The sequence below is a fragment of the Gordonia sp. 11cp genome, assembly GCF_057767225.1.
Genome location: NZ_CM173437.1, coordinates 3,185,205 through 3,204,249 on the forward strand (window position 1 = coordinate 3,185,205; position 19,045 = coordinate 3,204,249).

Annotated in this window: 15 protein-coding genes; 14 read left to right on the top strand and 1 reads right to left on the bottom strand. The window is 66.8% G+C overall.

Annotation, left to right across the window (positions count from 1 at the left end):
- The first annotated feature begins 54 nt into the window (after positions 1 to 54).
- The 9 genes from AC3B6C_RS14275 to AC3B6C_RS14315 all read left to right on the top strand — a co-directional run bounded on the left by AC3B6C_RS14275 (position 55) and on the right by AC3B6C_RS14315 (position 8,846).
- Positions 55 to 1,116, top strand: coding sequence for an ABC transporter permease (locus AC3B6C_RS14275; protein WP_488373222.1), 1,062 nt, complete (start codon positions 55 to 57; stop codon positions 1,114 to 1,116).
- Positions 1,109 to 1,459 carry a bifunctional 3-phenylpropionate/cinnamic acid dioxygenase ferredoxin subunit gene (locus AC3B6C_RS14280; protein ID WP_488373223.1) on the top strand — a complete coding sequence of 117 codons (351 nt, stop codon included), beginning with the start codon at positions 1,109 to 1,111 and terminating at the stop codon, positions 1,457 to 1,459. Before AC3B6C_RS14275 ends, AC3B6C_RS14280 begins: the two co-directional genes overlap by 8 nt.
- A gap of 29 nt (positions 1,460 to 1,488) precedes the next feature.
- A complete protein-coding gene (locus tag AC3B6C_RS14285) occupies positions 1,489 to 2,502 on the top strand; it encodes a sugar ABC transporter substrate-binding protein (RefSeq protein ID WP_488373224.1) in 1,014 nt (337 codons plus the stop codon).
- Between the two features lie 15 nt (positions 2,503 to 2,517).
- On the top strand, positions 2,518 to 3,375 hold the full coding sequence (locus AC3B6C_RS14290) for an alpha/beta fold hydrolase (RefSeq protein ID WP_488373225.1): 858 nt from the start codon (positions 2,518 to 2,520) through the stop codon (positions 3,373 to 3,375).
- A gap of 26 nt (positions 3,376 to 3,401) precedes the next feature.
- Complete coding sequence (locus tag AC3B6C_RS14295) at positions 3,402 to 4,778, top strand: aromatic ring-hydroxylating dioxygenase subunit alpha (RefSeq protein WP_014925847.1); 1,377 nt, start codon at positions 3,402 to 3,404, stop codon at positions 4,776 to 4,778.
- A gap of 28 nt (positions 4,779 to 4,806) precedes the next feature.
- On the top strand, positions 4,807 to 5,349 hold the full coding sequence (locus AC3B6C_RS14300; RefSeq protein WP_488373227.1) for an aromatic-ring-hydroxylating dioxygenase subunit beta: 543 nt from the start codon (positions 4,807 to 4,809) through the stop codon (positions 5,347 to 5,349).
- A 22-nt stretch (positions 5,350 to 5,371) separates the two neighbouring features.
- The gene (locus tag AC3B6C_RS14305) at positions 5,372 to 6,604 is read left to right on the top strand and encodes an NAD(P)/FAD-dependent oxidoreductase (RefSeq protein ID WP_488373228.1); all 1,233 of its coding nucleotides are present in this window, start codon (positions 5,372 to 5,374) and stop codon (positions 6,602 to 6,604) included.
- Positions 6,601 to 7,479, top strand: coding sequence for an alpha/beta fold hydrolase (locus tag AC3B6C_RS14310; protein ID WP_488373230.1), 879 nt, complete (start codon positions 6,601 to 6,603; stop codon positions 7,477 to 7,479). The genes AC3B6C_RS14305 and AC3B6C_RS14310 overlap by 4 nt, the downstream gene beginning before the upstream one ends.
- A 287-nt stretch (positions 7,480 to 7,766) precedes the next feature.
- Positions 7,767 to 8,846, top strand: a complete 1,080-nt coding sequence (locus AC3B6C_RS14315; protein WP_488373232.1) for a helix-turn-helix transcriptional regulator — start codon at positions 7,767 to 7,769, stop codon at positions 8,844 to 8,846.
- A gap of 40 nt (positions 8,847 to 8,886) precedes the next feature.
- Here AC3B6C_RS14315 and AC3B6C_RS14320 read toward each other — a convergent pair whose 3' ends face one another.
- The gene (locus AC3B6C_RS14320) at positions 8,887 to 12,462 is read right to left on the bottom strand and encodes an indolepyruvate ferredoxin oxidoreductase family protein (RefSeq protein WP_488373234.1); all 3,576 of its coding nucleotides are present in this window, start codon (positions 12,460 to 12,462) and stop codon (positions 8,887 to 8,889) included.
- A gap of 236 nt (positions 12,463 to 12,698) precedes the next feature.
- Between AC3B6C_RS14320 and AC3B6C_RS14325 the strand changes: the two genes are divergently transcribed.
- The 5 genes from AC3B6C_RS14325 (at position 12,699) to AC3B6C_RS14345 (ending at position 19,044) form a co-directional block, all read left to right on the top strand.
- Positions 12,699 to 14,276, top strand: coding sequence for a carboxyl transferase domain-containing protein (locus AC3B6C_RS14325; protein ID WP_488373237.1), 1,578 nt, complete (start codon positions 12,699 to 12,701; stop codon positions 14,274 to 14,276).
- Positions 14,277 to 14,368: 92 nt separating this feature from the next.
- Positions 14,369 to 16,411, top strand: a complete 2,043-nt coding sequence (locus AC3B6C_RS14330; RefSeq protein WP_488373238.1) for an acetyl/propionyl/methylcrotonyl-CoA carboxylase subunit alpha — start codon at positions 14,369 to 14,371, stop codon at positions 16,409 to 16,411.
- A gap of 10 nt (positions 16,412 to 16,421) precedes the next feature.
- Complete coding sequence (locus AC3B6C_RS14335; RefSeq protein ID WP_488373240.1) at positions 16,422 to 17,567, top strand: acyl-CoA dehydrogenase family protein; 1,146 nt, start codon at positions 16,422 to 16,424, stop codon at positions 17,565 to 17,567.
- Positions 17,564 to 18,088 (top strand): MaoC family dehydratase, encoded by a 525-nt coding sequence (locus AC3B6C_RS14340; RefSeq protein WP_488373241.1) that lies wholly within the window; start codon positions 17,564 to 17,566, stop codon positions 18,086 to 18,088. Before AC3B6C_RS14335 ends, AC3B6C_RS14340 begins: the two co-directional genes overlap by 4 nt.
- 5 nt (positions 18,089 to 18,093) lie before the next feature.
- Positions 18,094 to 19,044 carry an HpcH/HpaI aldolase/citrate lyase family protein gene (locus AC3B6C_RS14345; protein WP_035717799.1) on the top strand — a complete coding sequence of 317 codons (951 nt, stop codon included), beginning with the start codon at positions 18,094 to 18,096 and terminating at the stop codon, positions 19,042 to 19,044.
- Position 19,045: the final 1 nt, after the last annotated feature.

Consider the following 19,045-nt stretch of genomic DNA (forward strand, 5'->3'; position numbering starts at 1 on the left):
TCGGCGTCGCCGTGGGTTTCCGCGCAATCGAAATGAACTCCTGAGGAGAATGATGTGACCACAATCGAGCACACCCCGGATGTGTCCGCGACCGTTCCGGGTATCCCCCGCAAACGACCGACCATGCAGTGGTTCGGCGACACCGGCGGTGTCCTGGTCGCTTTCGGCCTTCTCGTCTTGGTGGCGGCCGTGAGCCAGCCGAGCTTCTTCACATGGTCGAATCTCATGAACATCGTGGGCGCCAACAGCGTTGCGCTCGCGCTGGCCCTCGGATCGACGTTCGTCATCATCGCGGGCGGTATCGACCTGTCGGTCGTGTCCATGAGCGCCGCCGCCGGAATGGGATTCGGCCTGTTGCTGCAGGCCGGTGCCCCTGCGGTGATCTGCGTCGTGGGCGCGCTGGCGTGCGGTGCTGTACTCGGGATCATCAACGGGATCCTCGTGGCTCGGGCGAAGATCTCGTTCCTCGTGGTCACCCTCGGTATGGCGTCCATCGCGGCGAGCATCGCGTTGCTCGCCGACGACGGTGCCACGATCAACGTCTTCGACGTGCCGGCCTTCAGTGCCATCAGTACATTCGCGACCGGTCAGATCGGATCGATTCCGATCATCCTCGTCTTCGACGTCGTCCTGGTTCTGCTCGCCGCGGGAGTCCTCGGCTACACCAGATTCGGCCGGTCGGTCTTCGCCGTCGGTTCCAACGCGGATGCCGCCCGCCTCAACGGCATCAACGTCACGAACATCAAGACCGGTGTGTACGCACTGGCGGGTCTGTCCGCCGGCGTCGCGGCCATCGTCCAGGTGGGTCGACTGACCGGGGCGTCCCCACAGATCGACCCCGCCCTGCTCAACGGGGTCCTGGCCGCGGTGCTGATCGGCGGTACTTCGTTCACCGGCGGCAAGGGCAGCATCTGGGGGACCGTGATCGGCGTTCTCTTCCTGGGCGTCGTGCAGAACGCGATGACGCTCGCCGACATCTCGAGTTTCTGGCGCCAGGCGGTCAACGGTGTACTCCTCATCGCCGCAGTGGGGCTCGGGGTGGCGCGCACATCCGGTGGGTTCGACAGGGTGATGCGGGTTCTCACCCCACGCCGGGAAGCGATGCCTCATGGCTGAGACAGACATCTGGGTCGCGGCCTGTGGCGCCGATGACCTCCCGGTCGGCACCGGGATAAAGGTCCCCGGTACGTGCCCCCCGATCGCCCTTTTCAACGTGGGCGGTGAGTACTTCGCAGTCGACGACACATGCTCGCACGCCGAGTACTCGCTGTCCGACGGATATGTCGACGGAGACTCCGTGGAATGTGAACTGCACTACGCGACCTTTTCGATCCGCACCGGGGAGGCGCTGACCGCCCCCGCGACCGACCCGTTGGGAACTTACCCGGTTCGAGTGCAAGACAACCAGATCCAGGTCGCCACGATGCAACGTTGCGTCATCGCGAGAGCACGGATCTGATCATGAGCTACAGAAGGAATCACAGAACGATGAAGATCACCAAGCCGCTGGCGACGGCAGCCCTGGCCACCACGCTCGGACTCGGCATGGTCGCTTGCGGTGGCAACAACGACTCAGGCACCGAGTTCTTCGGCTTCTCGTCTCCGGTGCTTTCCCAGGAGGGACAGAAGTTCACCGCGCAGGGTGTCGAGGCCGCCGCGGACAGCCTCGGCTGGGAGTCGCAGGTGTACGACGCGAACCTGTCGCCGGACACCCAGGTATCCAACATCCAGACCATGGTCGATCGCCCCGCGTCGGCGATCGCGTCATGGGCGCTGGATGAAGGTGCGATCTCCGGTGCGTACGCGCGGGCAGACGCGGCCGGCATCCCGGTCATCGGGGTCAATTCGGGCGGTACAGGGGTCGACACGTCTGTCTGGACGGAGAGCACCACGTGCGAACCGGGCGGCATCATCGACAGGCTCGCCGACTATTACGCGGAGGCCAAGCCGAACGGCACGATAGCGATCATGTCGGGCCCGCCGGCGCCCTCCATCGTTTCCATGACCGACTGCTTCACCAAGGCGGTCGAGAGCAAAGGGCTCAGAATCGTTGTGCGGCAGGATAACACCGCCGACACTTCGGCAAGTGCCTCGGCGCTGGCGCAAGACGTTCTCTCGGCCAATCCGGACATCGACGGCTACTGGGCGTACAACGATGGATCGGCGATCGGCATCGGCTCGGCGCTCCAGGCGCGGGGGATGAGCGCGTACTCGCCGACCAATCCGAATGGTGTTGTGGTGACTGGCAACAACGGTGACGACGCGGCCATCGCCGCCATTCGCAACGGCACCGTCAGCGGAACCATCGACACCGATCCCATGTGCACCGGGTGGGCCCTGGTGGCCGCTGCCCGGGATGCACTCGAAGGCAACGCACAACCGGAGTACGTGATCGCGGGAACCATCGTGGACGGTGCGACCGTCGTCGACTACATCGTTCCCGCCGAGCGCCAGTGCTCTCTCGACGATCTCCCTCTCGTCGAGACCGGCACCGAGAACTGACAGGAGACGACGATCATGCGCGACATCGAACTACGCGAGCCCGAGGGCAAGCAGGTACAGGTGGGCGACCACCTCATCCACTACATCGACTTGGGCGGCGGGCGACCGACGGTGTTCCTGCACGGGGGTGGGCCGGGCTGTTCCAGCTGGACCGACTTCGGCACCGTTGCAGGGACCTTCGCCGAGACCCGGCGCATCCTGCTGATGGACATGCTGCATTACGGCCGCTCCAGCAAGGAACCTTTTCGAGCCCCGCGCTGGAGCTATCACGCCGAGGTGATCGGCCGCGCGCTCGACGCGATCGGCATCGACGAGGCCGACTTCGTCTGCAACTCCGTGGGCGGTTCCACGGCCCTCGCCCTGGCCGCCGAACGGCCCGAGCTCGTGGGACGGCTCATCGTCACCGGCAGCGAACCGGTACCCGGTGCCCAGCCGCTGACACCCGAACTCGGCCGCTACGGGCGCGAGGCGTGGGGAATGTACTACTCCGACGGCGGGCCGACGAAGGAGAAGCTCTACGACATCATGGCCGAACTCGAGTGGTGCGGCGGCGAGGACATCCCGCAATGGACCTTCGATCTCCGCTGGGAACTCAGCCTCATGCCCGATCTTCTCGAACTCGGACCGGACTGGACGGCCGGCGGTGGTCGCGGGATACCGCAGGACCTGAGCGACCATCTGCCGCTGGTGACGGCGCCGACGTTGTTCCTGTGGGGCGACTCCGACGCCTTCGCGGTTCCCGAGTACGCGCTCGCGCTCAGCCGGCAGGTCCACGAGGGCCACCTCTACGTCATGGCCGGTGGCGCACACCACATGGAAGAGCAACGGCCCGAGGAGTTCGCGGCGATCGCGACCGCCTTCCTCGATTCCTGAACAGACCAGAAAAGCAGGGACACAACATGACACGTGACATCAACGAACAACTGCAAGAACTCGTCGACTGGGAGAACGGGCTCATCGGTCCGGAGATCTTCATCAACGACGAGATCTATCAGCGTGAACTCGAGCAGGTCTTCGGACGCGCCTGGCTGTTCATCGCACACGATTCGATGCTGCCGAAACCGGGTGACTTCGTGAACACCTACATGGGCGGAGACCCCGTGCTCGCCATCCGCCAGAAGGATGGCAGTGTCCGGGTGTTCCTGAACGCCTGCCGTCATCGCGGCATGAAGATCTGTCGGGCCGAGGACGGCAACGCACGCAACTTCATGTGCACCTACCATGGCTGGACCTACAACACGGCCGGAGAGCTGATCAACGTGCCCAACCTGGACACGGCCTACTTCAACGATCTCGACCAGAAGCGTTGGGGACTGGTCGAAGTGGCGCAGATCGATCAGTACAAGGGAATGTGGTTCGCCACCTTCGATCCCGCTGCAGTGCCACTGATCGATTTCCTCGGCGACATGACGTACTACATCGACAGCTGGGTGGACCGTACACCGGGTGGCATCGAGATGTTGCCCGGAGTCATCAAGTGGACGATCCACGGCAATTGGAAACTCGGCGCCGAGCAATTCGGCGGAGACGGCTACCACGCCATCATCACCCACGCCTCGTCGTTGGGTACCTTCGACCCCGGCTTCCTGCGTGACATCAAGGGCATTGAGTTCGCCTCACGGCAGGGTCACGGGTACTCGATGATCTTCGATCGTATGACACGATTCGCCGACGACCCACTCGGGCGCTACAACCACGAGCAGTTCGACTCGCGGCAGGACAGACTGGGCGAGGACCGGGCCAATACCGTGGGCAACTTCACCGTGTTCCCCAACCTGTCCGGACTCCCCGGCTCGGCCAACCTGCGTGTCTGGCATCCAAAGGGACCGAACGAGTTCGAGATCTGGTCGTGGACGATCGTTGACGCCGACGCGCCGGACGACGTCAAGCGGGCCCAGCGGACATCGGCCGCGTTCACCGAAGGCGCAGCCGGTGTGGTGGAGACCGACGACGGCGAGAACTGGGACCTGATCGGCCAGATGCTGGAGCGCGGCACCCAGACGCGGAAGATGGCGTGGAACTACCAGATGGGCCACGGACACGAGACCGACGACGACCCCGTGTACCCCGGTCGTGTGCTGCGCAACTATTTCGGTGAGGGTCCGCAGCGCACATTCTATCGCCGCTGGCTGGAATTCATGACCAGCGAGGATTGGCCGGTCGCGCCCGCGGTGGAGCCGGAACGGCATGAGCACGAGGCCACCACGATGGGCGCGGGCATCGGCCCGCGCGCGGCCGCGATCATGAAGGGAGTCGTCAATGCTGACAACCGGTGAGCAGACGAGAAGGGGGCGCTCGGCGCCCATGTTCCGCTCTCTCGGGATGGACCCGGTCAGCCTCGAGGAGCAGCACGCGGTGGAGCAGTTCCTCTTCGCCGAGGCCGAGTTGATCGACGAATGGCAGTGGCGGACCTGGTTCGAGCTGTTCACCGACGACGCGCATTATCGGATGCCGATCCGTCGCAACAGATTGCGGCGGCAGCGGAAAGCCGACGAGGCGGACGATCTCAACGGTCTGGAGGTCGCGCATTTCGACGACGACAAGGCCTCGCTCGAGATGCGCATCGAACAGCTCGAGAGCGGCATGCACTGGGCCGAGGACCCGCCGTCGCGTTCACGCCATCTGGTGACCAACGTGCGGGTGCAGCGGTCGGATGTCGACGGAGAGTACTTCGTCCGGTCCAACTTCTTCATCTACCGCAATCGGTTGGAAGCCGAGGTCGACCTGTGGGCCGGGGAACGCCGAGACGTACTGCGGTTGGTGGACGGGAACCTCCGCATCGCCGACCGCATCATCCTGCTCGATCAGAACCTGATTCTTGCCAAGAATCTGAGCGTCTTCTTCTGAGATCGGAGGGCGAGGCGACGTGATGAACAAACGATCGTACGTGATCGTCGGTGCTGGAATGTCCGGCGCTCGGACAGCAGAAACGTTGCGGGCGCGCGGATTCGATGACCGGATCTTTCTGGTCGGCGACGAGGGCAGGCTGCCCTACGAACGGCCACCCCTGTCCAAGGAGTGCCTGCAGGGATCGAGGTCCCTGTTCTCGACGACGCTTCGAGAGTGGGATTCTTGGATGGAACTGGCCGTCCACCTCGTGTTGGACGACCCGGTCACCGGGCTGGACACGTCGTCGGGGACGGTTAGGTTGAGCAGTGGAATCGACATCGCGGCCGACAAGGTGCTCATCGCCACCGGCGGTGTGTGCCGGGATCTGGACGTTCCGGGCGGGGACCTGCCGGGTATCCACTCCCTGCGTACGGCCGACGACTGCGATCACCTCGGCGATCGTCTGCGCAGGGGGAATTCGACGGTCGCTGTGGTCGGTGGCGGGCTGCTGGCGGTGGAGACGGCTGCCGCCGCGGCAGCGCTCGGGAACGAGGTCGTGTGGCTGTGCCGGTCGCGTCACCCGCTGACCGGCGCGGTGGGCGGCCACGCCGCTGCTCACCTCGGGTCGTACTACCGCCAGGCCGACTTCGATCTGATTCCCGGCGCCTCGGTGGTGGGGTTCGAGGGCGTCGACCGCGTCCGGGGCGTGACACTGAGCGACGGGCGGACTTTGCCTGCCGACATCGTCCTGGCGGCGATCGGTCAGCGACCGGCCCTCGACTTCCTCGATACGAGCGGATTCGACACCCGGCACGGACTGCAGGTCGACAAGAGGTTGGAGACGGAGGTGCCGGGCGTGTTCGCTGCCGGTGACGTCGCGAACTTCGTCGACCCATTCGTCGGCGGCCGTGTCCGGTACGGCACGTGGCTCAACGCCCAGAGCCAGGGGCAGCACGTGGCGGCCACCATGATGGGCGAGGCCGCGGCCTATCGTGAGGTCCCCTGGTACTGGTCGGATCACTTGGGATTGAACGTGCAGATCGCCGGCCACGTCGACGAGACCGCCTCGATCGTCTCGCGTGAACACTCGGACGGTTCTGCGAGCTGGTTCTACCTCCGTGACGACCGCGTGGTCGGTGCGGTGGGCGTCGACGTACCGCGCGACGTCCGGGCCGCGATGCTCCTCATGGAGCGCGGTGTCGCTGTGACCGAGGCCGAGGTGGCCGACGCTTCTGTGGATCTGCGTGCGCTGGCGAAGAAGGTGGCCGCGTGAGTGCAGCTACGGCAGACCTGCCCGTCGGCTTGGTCGATCCGACCTGGCTGCACACGTTGACGACGGACGAGATGGAGGTCGCCTACCACGATCGGGGTAGCGGGCCGGTACTGGTGATGATCGGTGCGTGGGGCCCGCGACCCGGTGCCACCGCGTCGCTGGCATACCGTGCGGTGTGCGACGTCCTGTCGCGGAGCTACCGCTGCGTGGTGGTGGAGTTGCCCAACTACGGACTCACGGGTCCCGTCGAATACCACGAACCCGTCCACGACGTGGCCTCTCGCGCGGTGCTTGCCGTGCTCGATGACCTCGGGATCGAGCGAGTCCCAGTCATCGGGACGTCGATGGGCGCGACGACCGCCATCGACCTCGCGCTGGCGCACCCGGAACGGGTCGAGTCCTTGGTGATCGGTGCGTGCCATGCGTCCACAGGCGGGGATCCGTATCTTCTGGCGCCCTTTCCGTCGGAGGTCTGGCGGTTGTCGGTCGAACTCGACGAGAAGCCCGAGGACGCCGACCGTCTGCGACGGATGCTCCGGGCGCTGTGGTTCGACGAGAACCTGGTCACCGATGAACTCGTGTCCACCATGGTCGAGATCCGTCGGCTGAGGAGCGCGCACGGGCTCGTCGACCGGGCCTCGGTGAGCGTTCCGCATAGCAACATGGCAGCACTGGGCGGTCTCGAGCTGCCGGTCACCGTGATCCACGGACGCGATGACCGGATGGTGCCCTACGAACAGGCACTGGCCATCGGCTCCTACATCCGGCATGCCGACATCCGTCTGCTCGGACGGTGCGGGCACTGGCCACCGTTCGAGCGGCCCGATGCATTCGTCGACGCCGTGCGGTCACACCTCGCGGTGTCCGAGCGGTGACACTCCCCATCGTCGCTCAGATCACACGCGTGATCCGACACTTGTGGACAGCGGCGGGCTCGTTCTCGAACTAACATCATCAGTCAGGGTCGGGGAAGCCCGCATGATTCATGGCCACGCAGCGTTGCCTGGCACGGTCCGTCCCCCGCACCTCGGCTCGGTGTCGACTGATCAAGGCGTGGTCGTTTTCGTGAGAGCGCGGCCCCTGGGTCGGCAGTCGAGTATGGAGTCCTTGTCGAGTGAGATCATCATCATTGCGTCCGACAGACCCGTCTGGACATGACGTCATGGGGCGTTATTCGCCGGATCTGGCTTCACGGATCGCCGCCCTCACGCGGCTGCACGTGTCGCTGACCGAGGCCGGCGACCTCGACGAGCTCGGTGAGGTGTACATCCAACACATCTCCACGGTCATGAACCTGCCGATGAGCGCGATCTATCTGTTCGACGACGGCGGCCGGACCGCCGAGTGGTACTGCTTCCACAATGTGAGTCCACGGTTCATGACGACCTATGAGAGGTGGGGGCGACAGGTCGACGAGGGCCTGCGGGCCGTTCTTGCCCATGCTCGACCGGTGTACAACCTCGCCGATCAGACGCTGGCCGAATGGCGACAGTCGGAGTTGTACCAACGCGTCGTCCGCATGGAGAACATGGTGCATGTTCTCAAGGCGCCGATTGTGGAGCGCGGCAGGATCATCGGGACCGTGGACTTCGCGTCGGACGCGGTACGCGGCGTCGTCGACGCGGATGACATCCTGCTCTCGTCGGCGGTCGCACAGGTGGTGGGCGCGGTCGTCACCTCGATGCGTCAACGCGACGAGGTGCGCCGGCATCTCAACGCGTACCGCCATGCGCTGGAGACGAGTTCGGCAGCGGTGGTCTTTTTCGGCGCTGACTCCGTCGAACCCTCGATCACCCGCGGTGCGGCCGAGCTGTTGCAGGAGCTCCACGAGGGCGCCGACATCCTCTACAGACTCCTGCGTGATGTCGGTGGCGCCACCGCAGTGGTTCACCGGTCCTACCTCGTCCGGATGCGCAATGGGTCCAAGGACGTACTCGAATGCACGTCGCGGCCTGTTCCCGGTGAGCCCGGCGCCCAGCTCTTCGAACTCGACCTCGAGTCGTCGAGGGACCGTGGCGCCGCACCCCTCGAGGTGCTCTCGTCGCGCGAGTACGACGTCGCCGGACTCGTCGCGGCGGGATTCACGGACAAGGAGATCGCCGACGAACTGGTGCTCAGTCAGCACACGGTGCGCCAGCACGTGAAGAACATCTACGGGAAGCTCGACATCAGCAGCCGAGTCCATCTCACCAGGATGTACCACGGGATGTCGGCCCGTTCGGATTCGGCGCGTCCGGACTAGACGCGTCCGGACCGGCGCCCCGGTGCGGGGCCGTCCGTCCTCAGACTCCGAGGGCGGCCCGCTGTCGACCGAGCTCCGCGCGATAGCGCTCGACATTCCTCATCTTGATGCTCTCGTACCCGCGGACCATGTCCGGGAGTTCCACGAGTTCGATCGCCTCGGGCACCTGGGCTTCGCCGATCCGCCCACTGGCGAACGCATCCACCACCGCGTCGACGAGTTCGCGGTATTCGACGATCAACTCTCGTTCGGTTCGTCGGATCTCGCTGCGGCCGAACGGGTCCAGTCGGGTCCCGCGGAGCCGCTTCATCGTGGCGAGTGCTTTCAGCGGGGTGTCGGCCCATGACCCCAACGCCAACTTCTGGCGCATTCCCATGCTGCGCAGGGTCGGCGGATGCAGCCGGACGGCGACCTCGGCGTCGGCGCCGAACTCGTCGGCGATGCGTGCGGCGAACGACGGGTCCTGCGTGAGCCGGGCGACCTCGTATTCGTCCTTGTAGGCCATCAGCTTGTACAGGTTCCGCGCGACCGCCCCGGTGAGCGCGGCGTCCGGCGCGGTGCGATGCACGCGGCCCACCGCATCGAGGTAGGTGCGCGCGTACCGCTCGTCGGAGTGGGCGGTGAGCTCGTCGTACCGGATCGCGATGGTGCGGCGGAGCTCGTCGTCGATGCTCCCCAGTCCGGCGACCACCTCGAGTGCGTGGCCGCTCGGTTCGATCTCGGCGACGCCACGGCCGTGCAGGCCGTCGATGGTGGCGGTCACCGAGTCGGGATCGGACACGATCTGCCGGCCGCGACGGAAGGCCTGCACGTTGGCGTCGACCGCAACCCCGTTGAGCGCGATCGCGCGCTCGATCGACGACGCCGTGATCGCAAGTGCCCCAGCTTGATACGCGGCGCCCGTCATGACCATGTTGGCGTACTGTTCGTCGCCGAACAGCGCCGTGGACAACGCCCCGGAGTCGAGGTACACCGTGCGCGTCACCCGATCGTCGATCGCGGAATGGACCGCGGAGTCGGACGGGAAGCCGACGGAGGTGTCGATGACCATCAGTCCGGTCGGCACCTGTGTGGTCGACACGACCGCGACCGTCTTCTCGGGAGCGGCGACCTTGAGGTTGACCGGGTCGGTCCCGACCAGCGGATCGCACACGAGGTACAGGTCGCAGTCCTCGGACGCCACCTTGGCTGCCTGCTCCAGCGGACGCGGGGCCACCTTGATGTCGCTGACCACCGCGCCGCCCTTCTGGGCGAGTCCGGTCATGTCGACGGTCCGGGCCGAGTGCCCGTCGAGGACGGCCGCGGTGGCGAGGACCTGGGAGACGGTCACCACCCCGGTGCCGCCGACGCCCGTGATGCGCAACGAGAAGGTGTCGCGCAGGGTGGGGACCGCCGGCGCCGGCAGCACTGATTCCGCCAGATCGGTTGCGCGCGTACGGGTGCGATCGGCGCCGGGGGTGACGGTCACGAACGACGGGCAGTCGCCTTGCAGGCACGAGAAGTCGAGGTTGCAGGAACTCTGATCGATCGTGGTCTTGCGCCCGAACTCGGTCTGCACCGGGTGCACAGAGAGGCAGTTCGACTTCTCGCCACAGTCACCGCACCCCTCGCAGATGCGTTCGTTGATCATCACACGACGGGTGGGGGTGGGCACGGTGCCGCGCTTGCGCTTCCGGCGCTTCTCGGCGGCGCAGTGCTGGTCGTGGACGAGGACCGTGACCCCTGGCACGGCCGCGAGTTCGGTCTGCACCCCGAGCAGGTCATCGCGGTGACGGATCTGGATCTGCTCGGGGAGGCCAAGTGTGCGAACGTGTTTGGGGTCGTCGGAGGTGACCACGATCCGGGCGACACCCTCGTCGAGCAGCAACGACGTCAACCGGGGGAGGGTCATCGCGCCCACCGGGTCCTGCCCGCCGGTCATCGCCACGGTGCCGTTGTAGAGGAGCTTGTAGGTGATGTTCTCACCCGACGCCACGGCCGCCCGCAACGCCAGGGACCCGGAGTGCATGAAGGTCCCGTCGCCGACGTTCTGGACGAAGTGGTCCGCGGGGACGAACGGCGCCATGCCGATCCACTGCGCGCCCTCGCCGCCCATCTGGGTCACCCCGGCGATGTCGCCGACCTGTCGCGGGTCCATCAGCAGCACCATCGCGTGACAGCCGATGCCGGCGCCGACCAGGGTGTTCTCCGCGACCTTCGTGGAACTGTTGTGCGGACAGCCGGAGCAGAAGTACGGAGTGCGCACGGCCAGCGGGAGTTCGATCCGGGTGCGGCGTGCGGCCTTGCGGTCGAGCCAGATCTGCGCGGCGTCGACCCCGTGGCGGGCGAGTCGGTCGGCGAGTCCGCGTGTCACCGCGTCGACGTCGAGTTCGCCGAAGCGGGAGAACAAGGTCGAGCCGTCCTCGTGGACCTTGCCGACGATGCGCGGGGCGCGGGGGTGACGGAACAGGATGTCGCGCATCATCGTCTCGATGAAGTCCCGCTTCTCCTCGATCACGATGACCTCGTCGAGATCGCCGGTCGCCGTGTCGAACATGAACCGGTCCAGTATCTCTCGTTCGATCGGGTAGACCATGCCGAGCTTGAGGATGCGGATGCCGAGCCGGCGCAGATCGTCGTCGTCGATGTGCAAGAGGCGCAGTGCTTCCCGGAGGTCGAGGTAGGTCTTCCCGGCGGCGACTATGCCGATACGGTCATCGGGGCTCGAGACCACGATCCGGTTGAGACCGTTGAGCCGGGCGTACTCCTGGGCACGCGGAAGCCGGGTGGTGAGCTGATTCTGTTCGAGTTCCATGAGGTTGGCGCCGAGTAGCCGTCCGCTGGGCACATGCGGGCTCGTCCCGAGCTCGCCGAAGACGGGCACGATGCGGTCGGGGTCGACGTGCGCGGTCGACGCACCGTCGGCGACATGCGCGGAGATCTTGAGCGAGGTCCACAGTCCGCTGGTGCGGCTCATGATCGCCGCATGGACGCCGAGGTCCAGGATGTCCTGGGAGTCGGCGGGATAGAGGATCGGGATGTACAGGTCGGCCAGAGCCATCTCCGACGCACACGGGACCGTGGAGGACTTCGCGCCCGGGTCGTCGCCGACGAGCGCGACCGCGCCCCCGGCGGAATGGGTTCCGATGAGGTTGGCATGACGCAGTGCGTCCGTCGCGCGGTCGAGACCGGGGGCTTTGCCGTACCAGTATCCGACGACGCCGTCGCGGGGCAGTCCGTCGGCGGACGGTGACAGCACGCTGCCGGCGGTGACCTGGGCCGCGAGCTGGGAACCCATCACCGAAGTCGCGGCGAGCTCTTCGTTGAGGCCGGGCCGATGGATGATGTCGTACGGGGCGAGATACCCGCGGCGCCGAGCCAGCTCGAGGTCGTAACCGGCGAGAGGGGAGCCCTCGTAGCCGGAGATGAACGACGCGGTCCGGAGGCCGGAGCGGCGGTCGACGCGGGCGCGGTCGCGGACCATGCGCACCAGGGCCTGGATTCCGGTGAGGTAGATGTCGCCGGCGTCGCGCGTGTAGCGGTCGTCGAGCGAGAACCCGGCGACTGCTGCCTCCGTGGGCCGCTGGTCGGGGGTGGGGACGTGCTCGAAGCGAGCGCGATCGTCTGCGAGGGTCATGGGGTCACCTGGCCTTCTATGTGCGGTGGCCGGACCGGGGTTCCCGGTTTGTCGGCGCATCGGTTGTGGCGGCCCGGGGGTGGTGGGCCTGCCACAACACTACGAGAAGACGTGACGCGCGTCACGTCATGGCTGTCCGGGCCGTAGGGGTGTCGTGGACAGATCCGCACGTGACACGGGCCACTGCATCGCGTACCATCACTTTCAGTTAATACCAACTAACTGAAGGGTCGACGGTGACCAGCACGCTCGACGGCTTCCGGGCCGCACACCTGCGCAATCTCGACCTGCTCGGCGAACGCCTCCGAGTCGTCTCCGCCGGCGGTGGCGCCAAGGCGCGCGAACGCCACATGGCTCGCGGCAAGTTGCTGCCCCGGGATCGGGTCGACGGTCTGCTCGACGTCGGATCGCCGTTCATCGAGATCGCCCCGCTCGCGGCCTTCGGCATGTACGGCGACAAGGTGCCCGCCGCGGGGGTCATCGCGGGCGTCGGTCGCGTCGCGGGTCGTGAGTGCATGATCGTCGCCAACGACGCGACGGTGTCCGGTGGCACGTACTACCCGGTCACGGTCAAGAAGCACCTGCGCGCGCAGGAGATCGCCGCGGCCAATCGGCTGCCGTGCATCTACCTCGTCGATTCGGGCGGTGCGATGCTGCTCCAGCAGGACGAGGTGTTCCCCGATCGCGATCATTTCGGCCGCATCTTCTACAACCAGGCGACCATGAGCGCGGCGGGAATCCCACAGATCGCCGCGGTCCTCGGATCTTCGACCGCCGGCGGTGCCTACGTCCCGGCGATGAGCGACGAGACGGTGATCGTGCGTAATCAGGGCACCATCTTCCTCGCGGGTCCGCCCCTGGTGAAGGCGGCGACCGGTGAGGACGTGTCGGCGGAGGACCTGGGCGGCGGCGCGATGCACTCGTCGGTGTCGGGTGTCACCGACCATCTCGTCGACAACGACCAGCAGGCGCTCGCCAAGGTCCGCGAGATCGTCGCGACCCTCGGCCCCCGCGAGGCCCCGCAGTGGGAGACCGTCCCGGTGCGTGAGCCGCTGCGGCCGCAGACCGACATCTACGACGTGGTGCCCACTGACCCACGAACCCCCTACGACGTGCGTTCGGTCATCGAGATCCTGTGCGATGGAGGTGAATACACCGAGTTCAAGGCGAATTACGGCACCAGTCTCGTGACCGCTTTCGCCCATCTGCACGGTCACCCGGTGGGGATCATCGCCAACAACGGCGTGCTGTTCAGCGAATCCGCGCTGAAGGGGGCGCATTTCATCGAACTGTGTGACCAGCGCCGAATCCCGTTGCTGTTCCTGCAGAACATCACCGGTTTCATGGTCGGCAAGGCCTACGAGCAGGGCGGCATCGCCAAGAACGGGGCCAAGATGGTCAACGCGGTGGCCTGCGCGCGCGTCCCCAAGTTCACCGTCATGGTCGGCGGCTCGTTCGGCGCGGGAAACTACTCGATGTGCGGGCGCGCGTACTCGCCGAGGTTCCTGTGGATGTGGCCCAACGCCCGCATCTCGGTCATGGGCGGACCGCAGGCCGCGGACACCCTCGGAACCGTGCGGCGCAACCAGATCGAGCGGTCGGGTGACGACTGGACGGCCGACGACGAAGAAGCGTTCAAGGCTCCGATCCGCGAGCAGTTCGAGCGACAGTCCGACGCCTATTACTCGACGGCGCGGTTGTGGGACGACGGCATCGTCGACCCCGCGCAGACCAGGACCCTCCTCGGCCTCGCCCTCGAGACAGCCCGTTACGCACCACTCGCCGAACCGCGCTACGGCGTCTTCCGGATGTGATCGCCGATGCCGAATCAGCTCCCCCCGGAACCGCTCAGCCCGAACGTGTTCTGCACCGCCGCCCCGTCCCGCCGACCCCGAGGACCCCGACCGTGAGTACCAGACCCATCCGAAGTGTCCTGGTGGCCAACCGTGGTGAGATCGCCTGCCGGGTGATCGCCACGTTGCGGCACATGGGAATACGCAGCATCGCCGTCTACTCCGATGCCGATGCGCAGGCCCGGCACGTCCGCGAGGCCGACGTCGCCGTCCACATCGGTCCGGCCGCTGCGACCCAGAGCTATCTCGACATCGGGGTCGTGGTCGACGCGGCGCGCAAGACCGGTGCCGACGCCGTCCACCCGGGGTACGGATTCCTCTCGGAGAACCAGAAGTTCGCGGCGGCGCTCGCGGAGGCGGGCATCGTCTTCATCGGGCCGCCCGCCGAGGCGATCGCGACGATGGGTGACAAGATCACCGCCCGGGCCGCCGTTTCCGCACGCGACGTGCCGGTGGTGCCGGGTCTGTCGCGTCCCGGCCTGACCGACGGCGATCTGATCGCCGCGGCGCCGGACATCGGTTTCCCGGTTCTGATCAAGCCCAGCGCGGGTGGCGGCGGCAAGGGCATGCACCGCGTCGCCGAACCGTCCGAACTGCCGGCGGCCCTGCAACGAGCCCGGCGCGAGGCCGCCGCCGCGTTCGGCGACGACGCACTGTTCCTCGAGCACTTCGTCGACACCCCGCGTCACATCGAGGTGCAGGTGCTCGCCGACGAGTACGGGAACGTCATCCATCTGGGCGAACGCGAGTGCTCACTGCAGCGACGGCACCAGAAGGTGATCGAGGAGGCGCCCTCGGCGCTGCTCGACGCCGAGACCCGGGCACGCATCGGCGAGGCAGCCTGCGATGCCGCCCGTAGTGTCGGCTACACCGGCGCGGGGACGGTCGAGTTCATCGTGTCGGCGCACCGGCCGGACGAGTTCTTCTTCATGGAGATGAACACGCGACTGCAGGTCGAGCACCCGGTGACCGAGTCCGTCACCGGAGTCGACCTCGTAGAGCAGCAGATCCGCGTCGCCCGCGGCGAGGTGCTGGGCCTGCGGCAGGAGGCGATCACCATGCGCGGCCACGCGATCGAGGCTCGCGTGTACGCCGAGGACCCCGCTCGTGGCTTCCTGCCCACCGGCGGCACGATCGAACATCTCGTCCATCCCGACACCACGCCGGGCAGCGGCATCCGTGTCGACTCGGCCATGCTCGACGGTCTGCACGTCGGCAGCGATTACGACCCCATGCTCGCGAAGGTCATCGCCCATGGAACCGACCGGGAGGAGGCGCTGGAACGCCTCGATCAGGCGCTGGCCCAGACTCGGGTCCTGGGCGTCGTCACCAACATCGACTTCTGCCGCTTCGTCCTGCGTCAGCAGGCCGTCGTGGACGCCGACCTTGACACCGAACTGCTCGATCGTCTCGTCACCGATTACGCTGCGCCGGAGCCCATCCCCGAGGCCCAGGTGCTCGTCGGCCTGGCCCGGATCGGGACGCGCGATGCCGGTGACGTCTGGTCCTCCGCGGTCGGCTGGCGGGTCGGTCGTCCCGCCCCGGTGATCACCCGCCTCGTCGCCGGTGGGCGCCACTCGACGGTCTCGATCCAGGTCGATGCCGCCGACGCCCGATCCATCTCGGGAACCGCGACCGTCACCTTCGACGACGAAGCGCAGGCGTCGTGGACCGGTCACGTGGTCTACCTGCCGGCGCAACCCGGCGACGTCCGCGAGTCCGACCGCCTGGTCGTCGACGGGGTGTCACAGTCGTGGTCGAGTGTCCGCGTCGGCGAGAGCTGGTGGGTGGCAGGACCATCGGGTACCTGGGTGCTCGAACTCGCCCGACCCCTCCTCGACGAGGCGGCCGCCGAGCACGCCGGTGAGATCACCAGCCCGATGCCGGGCACCGTGGTCGCCGTCGCCGCCGAGACCGGCGACGACGTGTCCGCCGGCCAGTCGATCGTCGTCGTCGAGGCGATGAAGATGGAGCACGCACTCACCGCGCCGGTGGACGGCTCCGTGGACATCTCGGTGAAGGCGGGCGACAAGGTCGATGCGGGACAGATCCTCGCCGTCGTCACCACACCCGAATCAACTGTCGACTCCCAGTAGAAGGATTCACATGGAACTCACCCAGGAGTACACCGACCTCATCGCGACGGTCCGCGACTTCGCGCAGACCGTGGTGGCGCCGGTGGCCGCGAAACACGATGCCGAGCACAGTTTCCCGTACGACGTCGTGGCCCAGATGGGCAAGATGGGGCTCTTCGGCCTCCCGTTCGACGAGGAATACGGTGGCATGGGCGGCGACTACTTCGCCCTGTCGCTGGCACTGGAGGAGCTCGGCAAGGTCGACCAGTCCGTCGCCATCACGCTGGAAGCCGGTGTGAGCCTGGGCGCCATGCCGATCTACCGCTTCGGCAGCGAGGAGCAGAAGCAGCGGCATCTGCCCGAACTCACCGCGGGCACCGCTCTCGCGGGCTTCGGCCTCACCGAACCCGGTGCCGGATCCGACGCGGGCGCCACCGCGACCACCGCCCGCGACGACGGCGACTCGTGGATCATCAACGGCGGCAAGCAGTTCATCACCAACTCCGGCACCGACATCACCTCGCTGGTGACCGTGACCGCGGTGACCGGGGTGAAGGAGAACGGCAAGAAGGAGATCTCGACCATCATCGTGCCCTCCGGCACACCGGGTTTCACCGCCGAGCCGGCGTACAACAAGGTCGGGTGGAACGCCTCGGACACACACCCGTTGACCTTCACCGACGTACGGGTTCCCAAGGAGAACCTGCTCGGTGTCCGCGGACGCGGGTACGCCAACTTCCTGTCGATCCTCGACGAGGGGCGCATCGCGATCGCGGCCCTCGCGACCGGCGTCGCGCAGGGCTGCGTCGACGAGAGCGTGAAGTACGCCAAGGAACGTCAGTCCTTCGGCAAGGCGATCGGCGAGTACCAGTCGGTGTCGTTCGCGATCGCCCGGATGGAGGCCCGCGCCCATGTCGCCCGCACCGCCTACTACGACGCGGCGGCGAAGATGCTGGCGGGCAAGCCGTTCAAGAAGGAGGCGTCGATCGCCAAGATGATCGCCAGTGAGGCGGCGATGGACAACGCGCGGACGGCGACCCAGATCCACGGCGGATACGGCTTCATGAACGAATACCCCGTCGCCCGCCACTACCGAGATTCCAAGATCCTCGAGATCGGCGAGGGCACCACCGAGGTGCAACTCATGCTGATCGCCCGTGAGCTGGGTTTCGCATGAGCGGCAGCCAGGTATCCGCCCCGGCGGAGAACGGCGGGTCCGAGGGACGCCGAATCGTCCAGCGGGGGCTGTGGTTCGAAGAGTTCGACGAGGGCACGATCTACGAACACCGTCCCGGACGCACCGTCACCGAGGCCGACAACGTGCTCTTCACCACGCTGACGATGAACACGCAAGCGCTGCATCTCGATGCCGCCTGGTCGGCGGAACAGCCGGGTTTCGGCGGGCAGCGCCTGATCAATTCGATGTTCACCCTGTCGACGATCGTGGGACTGTCGGTCTCGCAACTGACCCAGGGCACCCTCGTCGCGAACCTCGGATTCAGCGAGGTCGCATTTCCGGCACCGCTGTTCGCGGGCGACACGCTCTACGCGGAGACCGAGTGCACGGGTAAACGCGAATCGCGGTCGCGCCCGGGCGAAGGCGTGGTGAACTTGACCCACATCGGACGCAACCAGCACGGCGAGGTCGTCGCCCGCGCCGCACGAGCAACGCTGGTGCGCAAGCAACGGACGGAGTGACGACGATGTTCTTCGAGGACCCACCCGGTGGCCCGGTCAATGCAGGTCAGAACCGGGCAGGTCAGAATCGGGCAGGTCACGGACCGGTGGGACCGCAACTCGCCAACGCGTGGTTGCCGCCCGGGCCGGCCCTGTTGTTCTGCCCGGCCGACCGTCCCGAGCGATACCAGAAGGCCCTCGACCGTGCCGACGTGGTCATCATCGATCTCGAGGACGCGGTGTCGCCGGCGAACCGCGTCGTGGCCCGCGAGGCCCTCGTCGCCCATCCCGTGGATCCGGATCGCACCATCGTGCGGATCAACCCGGCCGGTACCGGCGATTATCGACGGGATCTCGCGGCCGTGGCGGAGACGAACTACCGGGTGGTGATGCAGGCCAAGGCCGAGGACGTCTCCTCGATACTGGACACTGCGTTCCAGACGATCGCCCTGATCGAGACGCCGCTCGGCGCGACCCGGGCACGCGACATCGCCGCGACCTCCAATTGCATCGGACTGATGTGGGGGGCAGAGGATCTCGTCGCCGGTCTCGGGGGCACGTCGAGCCGGTTCGGTCCCGGCGAATCCCGCCCCGGTGAGTACCGGGACGTCGCGAGCTGGGTGCGCTCGATGGTCCGCATCGCGGCCGCCGCGCACGGAAAATTCGCCGTCGACTCCGTGCACCTCGACATCGACGACGTCGACGGACTCGTGGCCGAGGTCCGCGACGCGGTGGCATTGGGTTACACCGCCACCGCGTGTATCCATCCGTCCCAGGTCGACCACATCCGGGACGGATACCGACCGTCCGATGAGGCGGTCGCTTGGGCGCGCAAGATCCTCGACGGTGCCGCCGAACACGCCGGCGGGGTGTTCAGCGTCGACGGCCAGATGATCGACGGACCTGTCCTGCGCCAGGCCGAGGTCGTCCTCTCCCGCGTCAGCGGTACGCGTCCCGATCCCGCCGGCGAGAACTGAC